General features: G+C 42.4%; 8 protein-coding genes. 6 read left to right on the top strand and 2 right to left on the bottom strand.

Translation table 11 applies throughout. The features are described 5' to 3' along the window. Nucleotides 1-126 precede the first annotated feature (126 nt). Complete coding sequence (locus AC13CK_RS14090) at nt 127-1,203, bottom strand: alpha/beta hydrolase (RefSeq protein WP_253173799.1); 1,077 nt, start codon at nt 1,201-1,203, stop codon at nt 127-129. A gap of 217 nt (nt 1,204-1,420) precedes the next feature. Between AC13CK_RS14090 and AC13CK_RS14085 the strand changes: the two genes are divergently transcribed. The 6 genes from AC13CK_RS14085 to AC13CK_RS14060 all read left to right on the top strand — a co-directional run bounded on the left by AC13CK_RS14085 (nt 1,421) and on the right by AC13CK_RS14060 (nt 7,971). Continuing rightward, entirely contained in the window at nt 1,421-1,921 is a 501-nt protein-coding gene (locus AC13CK_RS14085) for a cell envelope integrity TolA family protein (protein ID WP_425880145.1), read from the top strand. A gap of 1,003 nt (nt 1,922-2,924) precedes the next feature. Continuing rightward, a complete protein-coding gene (gene grpE / locus AC13CK_RS14080) occupies nt 2,925-3,473 on the top strand; it encodes a nucleotide exchange factor GrpE (RefSeq protein WP_004647116.1) in 549 nt (182 codons plus the stop codon). A 118-nt stretch (nt 3,474-3,591) separates the two neighbouring features. Next, on the top strand, nt 3,592-5,532 hold the full coding sequence (gene dnaK / locus AC13CK_RS14075; RefSeq protein WP_004647118.1) for a molecular chaperone DnaK: 1,941 nt from the start codon (nt 3,592-3,594) through the stop codon (nt 5,530-5,532). A 146-nt stretch (nt 5,533-5,678) separates the two neighbouring features. Beyond that, nucleotides 5,679-6,509, top strand: coding sequence for an OXA-134 family carbapenem-hydrolyzing class D beta-lactamase (gene blaOXA, locus AC13CK_RS14070; protein ID WP_425880144.1), 831 nt, complete (start codon nt 5,679-5,681; stop codon nt 6,507-6,509). Nucleotides 6,510-6,579: 70 nt separating this feature from the next. Next, entirely contained in the window at nt 6,580-7,488 is a 909-nt protein-coding gene (locus AC13CK_RS14065; protein ID WP_005094835.1) for a matrixin family metalloprotease, read from the top strand. 105 nt (nt 7,489-7,593) lie between these two features. Further along, nucleotides 7,594-7,971 carry a hypothetical protein gene (locus AC13CK_RS14060; RefSeq protein ID WP_016806936.1) on the top strand — a complete coding sequence of 126 codons (378 nt, stop codon included), beginning with the start codon at nt 7,594-7,596 and terminating at the stop codon, nt 7,969-7,971. A 58-nt stretch (nt 7,972-8,029) separates the two neighbouring features. Here the strand turns inward: AC13CK_RS14060 and erpA are convergent, their stop codons facing one another. After that, nucleotides 8,030-8,365, bottom strand: a complete 336-nt coding sequence (erpA, locus tag AC13CK_RS14055) for an iron-sulfur cluster insertion protein ErpA (RefSeq protein ID WP_004281944.1) — start codon at nt 8,363-8,365, stop codon at nt 8,030-8,032. Nucleotides 8,366-8,398: the final 33 nt, after the last annotated feature.

Raw genomic sequence — 8,398 nt, 5'->3', positions numbered from 1 at the left:
TTACGCAGAATAACTTTCAACTTTTGCCAGTGTTGATCTGTCAGCATGGTACGAGGCATAGCGAATAGTAAAATTGGGTTTGGCGATTTGATTTTACTACTTCGCTATTTTTTTAAGCTAAAAGTGTCAACACACCCTATTTTTGTCCCAAAATTTGCGGAAATTTTTGCTGATCTCAATCACATATTTTTTGGCACGGCGGGAGATCGGCGTCAGGTTAATAAAACCATGTGCTTGATCGGTATATTCATGATAATGAACACTCACGCCATTCTGACGTAGTTTATGTGCATAGATTGAACCTTCATCATGCAGGACATCATGACGTGCAGTAATCACATAACTTGGCGGCAAGTTTTGCAATTCACCATAGGTGGGTGAAATCAGCGGATCATCCAGTTCAATCTGATGGGTTTGGGCATACATTAAGGTCACCAGATCAATATCCTGTTCCGAAAGTACCAGTCCATCTTTATAGGCATAAAAAGAAGGATGGCGACTTTTAAAGTCGACCGCCGGATAAAGCAAAAGCTGTGCTCGTGCGGCATAAGATTTACCTGCACTGCGCTGTGCCACCACAGTAGCCAGATTTCCGCCCGCACTGTCCCCTGCTACGGCAATACGATTTTTATAGATTTTTAGTTGCTTACTATGCTGATGTGCCCAAGCCAAGGCATCTTCACAAACCTGTACCATCTGCAAGGGGCTAAATTCTGGCGTCAGCGGATAAGCCACGCTTAGCACCTGCACTTTGGCATGTACTGCCAGCAAGCGACAGAATTCATCATGGCTGTCCAGACCGCCCACCATAAATGCACCGCCATGATAAAAAATCACCATCGGCAACTTCTTTTGTGGAGCTGGATGATAATGCCGGGCAAAGATGCTGCCACTTTGCAAAGGCAGGCGCAGCTCTTCGATGACTTTGACAGTAGTTGGTTTAGCCGCGATCGCTTTCATGCGTGCATCAAACAATGTGCGCGAATGAGCCAGATCCTCACTGATAAAACTGCTATGCCCCTGTTTTATCTGGATGGCCATCAGGCATTTAACCAATGGATCTAAATCAGGATAAACATGAGGATAATCCAGAGCCTTAACTAATGCTTCCTGTGCAATGCCAGGTAAGCGGTCCAGCATACGCGCTGCCGTCCCTTGTCCCTTTTCCATCACACTTTTCAGAACCGGAGGATTCACAGTCATTATTTTTAGTCCTTATTCTCTTAATTCTTCATAGTTTCTACACGATTAGCGTTTCAGTGACCATATTCTTATATAAGTCTTAATATCAATGTACATATAGCTTCTACTCGATACGTTACCCTCATTTATAAAAGATGTCATTGACCGTTTAAAGGTTATTTTTGACGTACTTTTGCGAGCTTAAGTATATTTTTTATTACAAATCGGGAGGATGCCTATGGCTAGCAAAATTATAGCTCTGTCTTTGGCGACTGCATTTTTAGCTGTAGGCTGCGTCGCATTTCCTGAAGATGGTGACTATTATGATGGCCGCTATGATCAGCGTTATGACCGTCGCTATGAACTGGACCGGCGTTATGAACAAGATCGTCGCTATGAGCGGCAACGTTGGGAATATGAACAGCAACGCAAACGCATTGAACTGGATCGACGTAAACAGGAATTACAACGTCGCAATTGGGAGCAGGATCGTAAAAGACAGTTAGAGCTGGATCGACGTAAAAGCCAACTGGAACGACAGCGCCATGAACAGCAACGTAAAAATATCATGACGCAACGGCAAAAACAGGCAGAGACAGAACGTAAACGTCGTCAGGATCTGGAGCGTAAACGTGTAACAGATCAACGCAGTAAAAAAGTCCAGCAAAATCGTTCTAATCAACGCTGGAATGACAACCGACGTCATCAAGAACAACGTTCACGCGATCGTCGCGATTAAGACTTGAATCATTTTCTGTATTAAAAGCCCAGACTGGGCTTTTTAAATGGAAAAAGATAGCTGCCAGATAGACAAAGGCCCTAAAGAAAATTTATTTAGGGCCTTTGCAGAGGGTTATGTTAAACGAACTTCCACTTCGCTTATGCTTCTCAGCAATTCAACCAGAACATCCTATTCTCTATATAAATTATCCTATCGAATCAACTTGCTCTCATGAAGCGGACATTCACTATCCAAGCTGTAAGTTTTATCTTACAAACCGCTAAAATAGAGACGACTGATTCCAACAAATTCAAAAAAGGTAAATTCTGGACAAAAAAAGGCTTATCTAGAGAACAGGATAAGCCACGAAAACACATTTCAAAATAAGAAGAAACTACAGCGATAGAATCTGGAATAAATATTAATCAAAAGTTCATCTATTGTGAAAGACTTTATTGCTTAGATATTAATCGTTTTTATGTCTAATAAATAAACAGGCAAAAAAAAGCTGAGTTTTGGGGATACTCAGCTTGAAAAAAGCAACTCTAAAATAGGGCAACAGCAACCCGGTTCGGCTCTCTCCTCTGAACAAGGTCGCTGTTAATAGAAGTATGATGCAATTTTTTTACCAATACTTAAAACGGATTAAAATTATTAATTTGATTCAAAAATACGATTATTCATTTTTTATATTTATTTTCAAATACTTAATTCTTAGATTTAGTCGCCAATTAAATCTATTCAGTTCAAAATTCGGATTCATCGCTGCTGATGTCCGTGTATTTTATTCTCATCCTATCCTGCTGTTGTGTTCTGAATAGCTTGTTCTGCTATCCGCTGGATTCAGTATTTTGTATAAATCTTAAATTTAATCTGGGTCGACGCTTGAATTTTTACACCCTGCCCCGATTTCTTTAGGTAATCAAGAACTTCACAACCATGGCAGTTCAGCATAAACGCAGTGAACACTGAGGCCTAAGGACTGTACATGTTTAAGAACCCATTTAAACGGAGTAAATCAATGGCGACTGAGCAAAACGAGCAAGCTCAACAACTTGAGCAAGAGCAAGCGGAACAAGATACAGCGCAAACTCAAGCTGAAACCGAGCAGGCTGAAGTTTCCGTTGAGTCTTTACAAGAGCAGATTGCGCAGCTTGAAGGTGATTTAAAGTTAGAAAAAGCCCGTACCGCCAATGCAGTTTATGAAGCACAAAAGAGTGTTGAACGTATTCAGCGTGAATCTGAAAAGCATAAAGATACAGTTCTGGAAAAGTTCTCTAAAGAGCTTCTAGAAACAGTCGACAATCTGGAACGTGCCATTGTGGCTGCAGGTGAAGAGCAAACACCATTGCGTGAAGGTGTTGAACTGACCCTTAAATCTTTATTGCATACCTTGGAGAAATTTGGGGTTGTGGCAGTGGATACCAACAACGGTTTCAATGCTGACCTGCATCAGGCAGTCGGGATTGATCCAAATGCCAAAGCAAATGAAATTGGGACTGTTTTGCAAAAAGGCTACACGCTTAACAGTCGCTTATTGCGTCCTGCCATGGTGATGGTCGGCGCTTAAGCCAAATAAATTCGGGAGTTTGTGAAATTTTTCAAAAATTTTACTTGAAAAAAATCGAACGGCTCTCATATCGGATAACAAGTGTAAATCACAAAAAAATTTTAGAGGAAACATCCAAATGGCTAAAATCATTGGTATTGACTTAGGTACTACAAACTCATGTGTTGCAGTACTTGAAGGCGACAAAGTTAAAGTAATCGAAAACGCTGAAGGCGCGCGTACCACTCCATCTATTATTGCCTATAAAGATGGCGAAATTCTGGTAGGTCAATCTGCAAAGCGTCAAGCAGTAACGAATCCGAAAAATACATTGTTCGCGATCAAACGTCTGATCGGTCGTCGTTATGAAGACCAAGCGGTACAAAAAGATATCGGTCTGGTTCCTTACAAAATCATCAAAGCTGACAACGGTGATGCTTGGGTTGATGTCAACGACAAAAAATTGGCGCCACAACAGGTTTCTGCTGAAATCTTGAAAAAGATGAAGAAAACTGCTGAAGATTACCTGGGCGAAACCGTAACTGAAGCTGTTATTACTGTTCCTGCTTACTTCAACGATGCACAGCGTCAAGCAACTAAAGATGCAGGTAAAATTGCAGGTTTAGAAGTTAAACGTATCATCAACGAGCCAACTGCTGCGGCACTTGCGTTTGGTATGGACAAGAAAGAAGGCGACCGTAAAATCGCGGTTTATGACTTGGGTGGTGGTACTTTCGACGTTTCAATCATTGAAATTGCTGACCTTGATGGTGACCAGCAAATCGAAGTATTGTCGACTAACGGTGACACATTCCTAGGTGGTGAAGACTTCGATAACGCGTTAATCGAGTTCCTGGTTGAAGAGTTCAAGAAAGAACAAAACTTTAACCTGAAACAAGATCCACTGGCGTTACAGCGTTTAAAAGAAGCTGCTGAGAAAGCGAAGATCGAACTTTCATCTTCAAATGCAACTGAAATCAACCTTCCATACATCACTGCTGATGCGACTGGTCCTAAACACTTAGTGATCAACGTAACACGTGCAAAATTAGAAGGTCTGGTTGCTGACCTGGTTGCGCGTACCATTGAGCCTTGCCGTATTGCGCTTAAAGATGCTGGTCTTTCGACTTCTGACATCTCTGACGTGATCCTAGTGGGTGGTCAATCACGTATGCCAATGGTTCAACAGAAGGTTCAAGAGTTCTTCGGTAAAGAGCCACGTAAAGACGTAAACCCTGACGAAGCAGTCGCCATGGGTGCTGCGATTCAAGGTGCGGTACTTTCAGGTGACAAAACTGACGTACTTCTACTTGACGTAACTCCGTTGACACTTGGTATTGAAACCATGGGCGGCGTGTTGACTGCAATCATCGAGAAAAACACCACGATTCCTGCGAAGAAATCTCAAGTATTCTCAACTGCTGCGGACAACCAGCCTGCTGTAGACATTTCAGTTTACCAAGGTGAACGTAAAATGGCGCAGCAAAACAAACTGTTGGGTAACTTCCAGTTAGGTGACATTCCACCTGCGCCACGTGGTGTGCCACAAATTGAAGTATCTTTCGACATCAATGCTGATGGTATCTTGAAAGTATCTGCGAAAGACAAGAGCACTGGTAAAGAGCAATCGATCCAGATTAAAGCAAACTCAGGTTTGTCTGATGCTGAAATCGAAGCAATGATCAAAGATGCTGAAGCAAATGCTGAAGAAGACCGTAAGTTTGAAGAGCTTGCAAAAGCTCGTAACGAAGCGGATGCTTTAGTTGCTTCTTCACAAAAAGCAGTGAAAGATCTTGGTGAACAAGTAACAGCTGACGAAAAAACTGCTGTTGAAACGGCGGTTTCTGAGCTTGAAGCTGCAACTAAAGAAAATGACGTTGAAGAAATCAAAGCGAAAACTGAAGCGCTGCAAAATATCATCATGCCAATTACACAACGTGCATATGAAGCTGCTCAAGGCCAAGGCGGTGCGCAAGGTTTTGACCCGAATGCATTCCAAGGCGGCGAAGGTCAATCTCAAAAAGCGGACGACGGCGTTGTAGATGCTGAGTTCACTGAAGTGAAAGATGACAAAAAATAATTTGTCGCTTTAACTGAAAAAACCGCGCGAAAGCGCGGTTTTTTTATGTCTCGACTTAAAAGAATAAAATAAAAATTACTAAAATTTGATCGTATTTTCAGGAAAAGCTGTTTAAGTTAAATCCAACATTAAAATACCCTGAACCCATGAAAATTCTGATTTTGCTGCCTTTACTTAGTTGCTTGGGCCTGACAGCGTGTAGCCTGCCCGTTTCATCTCTCCTATCTCAAAGCACTTCGACTCAATCGACTCAAGCCATTGCCCAATTATTTGATCAGGCGCAAAGCGCGGGTGTTCTAGTGATTCAGCGTGGTCAACAGATACAGGTTTATGGTAATGATTTAAGCCGTGCAGATACCGAATATGTTCCCGCCTCTACTTTTAAAATGCTCAATGCCCTGATTGGCCTGCAACATGGCAAAGCCACAACCAATGAAATTTTTAAATGGGATGGCAAGAAACGCAGTTTTGCAGCCTGGGAAAAAGACATGACTCTCGGCGAAGCCATGCAAGCTTCTGCTGTACCCGTGTATCAGGAACTGGCACGTCGCATTGGCCTTGAATTGATGCAACAGGAAGTACAACGCATCCAATTTGGTAATCAGCAGATTGGTCAACAGGTCGATAACTTCTGGTTGGTAGGCCCTTTGAAAGTTACTCCAAAACAGGAAGTCCAATTTGTTTCTGCGTTGGCCCGAGAGCAACTGGCCTTTGATCCTCAAGTCCAGCAACAAGTCAAAGCCATGTTATTTTTACAGGAGCGGAAAGCTTATCGACTATATGTCAAATCCGGTTGGGGCATGGATGTGGAACCGCAAGTCGGCTGGCTCACCGGCTGGATTGAAACACCGCAGGCTGAAATCGTGGCATTTTCACTCAATATGCAGATGCAAAATGGTATAGATCCGGCGATCCGCCTTGAAATTTTGCAGCAGGCTTTGGCCAAATTAGGGCTTTATCCAAAAGCTGAAGGATGATGCAAATAAGCATGGGAAAGGCATTAAAATTAAGCTATATTTTTAAAAAATAGACATTTAAATAAAAAATATGCGTCTTCTGCTCTGTCTGCTCGTAGTGGGATTGATCATGTCTGCCTATCTACATATGCAGGCCCAAACCCATCCTCAACTGCGCTATAACTCGCTGGCTGATCGCTTGACGCATCCTTTCGATACACGCTTACGTTTCCGAATTGATCAGGTCGATTCAGGCTTTGGACTAAGTAAAGATCAAGTCATTCAACTGAGCAAGGAAGCGATCGAAATCTGGCATCAGGGAAGCAATCGTGATGATTTGATGGTCTATGATGAAAATGCCAGGCTGAGTATTCACCTGATCTATGATCAACGCCAGCAAGACTATGATGCCTTGAAGAAAGTCGAAAAACAGTTGCTGGCAGATGACGCCAAGTATCAACGTCAGGTCAAAAATCTGGAAGCATCCCATCAGCATCTGGAAAGTCAGCAGCAACGCCTGATCCAGCAAAGAGATCAGATGAATAGTGAATTTCAGGCCTTACAGCAACGACGCCGTCAGCCAAATTTATCTGCTTATGAACATGAGCAGATTGAATATGAGGTTTTGGCTTTACAGCGCAAATCGGAAAGTTTTCAACGGGAACTTCAGTACCTTCAGGAACAGCAAAGTTCCTTTAATATGAATGTTTCCATGCATCAACATGGTCTGCAAAACCATCAGCAGAATATCATTCAAGCCCAACAGCGTTTCCCTGCCCGCGAATTTCATAAAGGCGTGTTTATGGGTGATCAAATTCATGTCTATCAGTTTGATGCAGAAGATGATCTCCGTCTGACTCTGGCACATGAACTCGGACATGCCTTGGGGCTGTATCACCATAATGACCCGGAAGCACTGATGTATCCGGTGCTGGGTAAACAGAATCTGCAACACTTCCAGCTGCGACCTGCAGACAAGACCTTGCTTTATAACCGTTAAGTGATCAGCTTGAATTCCCTAATTAATTTAAGTGTATAAGTATTATAAAAAACACTCTATTCTGATTTCATGTTATTGTGATTGGCTACATTGTTCAGGCCATCTTTGGAGATTCGTGTGAGTTACTACCATATTTTAATTGAAGTAAATGACCACATTAGTACGATTGATGAAACCCGTGATATCGAAATCTTTGATATCGAGGACATCCAACCCTATCTTCATTCGATTTTGCTGCCTTATTTCAATGAACAACTGATTGAACTCGACGATGAAAATCTGGAATATAAAGATATTCTGCATCTGGAAATCAAACAGACCTTATTACCGATCAATGACCTGATCGAAGAAGAACAGCGTCTGTTGCCAAGCGATACCGACATTACCATTAGCGCCTATGAAATTTTCAATAACCGCGAGTTGAGTCAGGATGTCACTACCGTGATCTTTGACCTGCTTGAAGCGGTAAAACTGGATAGCTAAACGTTCTTCCAGATATAAAAAAGTCCTCATTGAGAGGACTTTTTTTTTGTGCATGGATTTAGATCGAGAATGAAGATCCACAACCACAGGTCGTGGTCGCATTCGGGTTTTGTACCACAAAACGTGAACCTTCCAGACCTTCTAAATAATCTACCACCGAACCGACCAGATATTGATAACTCAATGAATCGACCAGGACTTTAACATCGCCATTGGCAAATTCTGCATCATCTTCATTCTGGCTTTCTGCAAAATTAAAGCCATAAGAGAAACCTGAACAGCCGCCACCGGTCACATAGACACGGAGCATTAAGTCTTGGTTACCTTCACTGTCACGCAACTGGCGTACTTTATTTGCGGCATTGTCGGTGAGCACAAGCGCTTGGGCATTCATGGCGGATTCCTCTGTTGAATGGAATGTCTTTAA

This window comes from Acinetobacter sp. L-24 (genome assembly GCF_056857555.1).
Note: the sequence above shows the minus strand (reverse complement) of the source record. Positions and strands in the feature narration are given on the sequence as shown.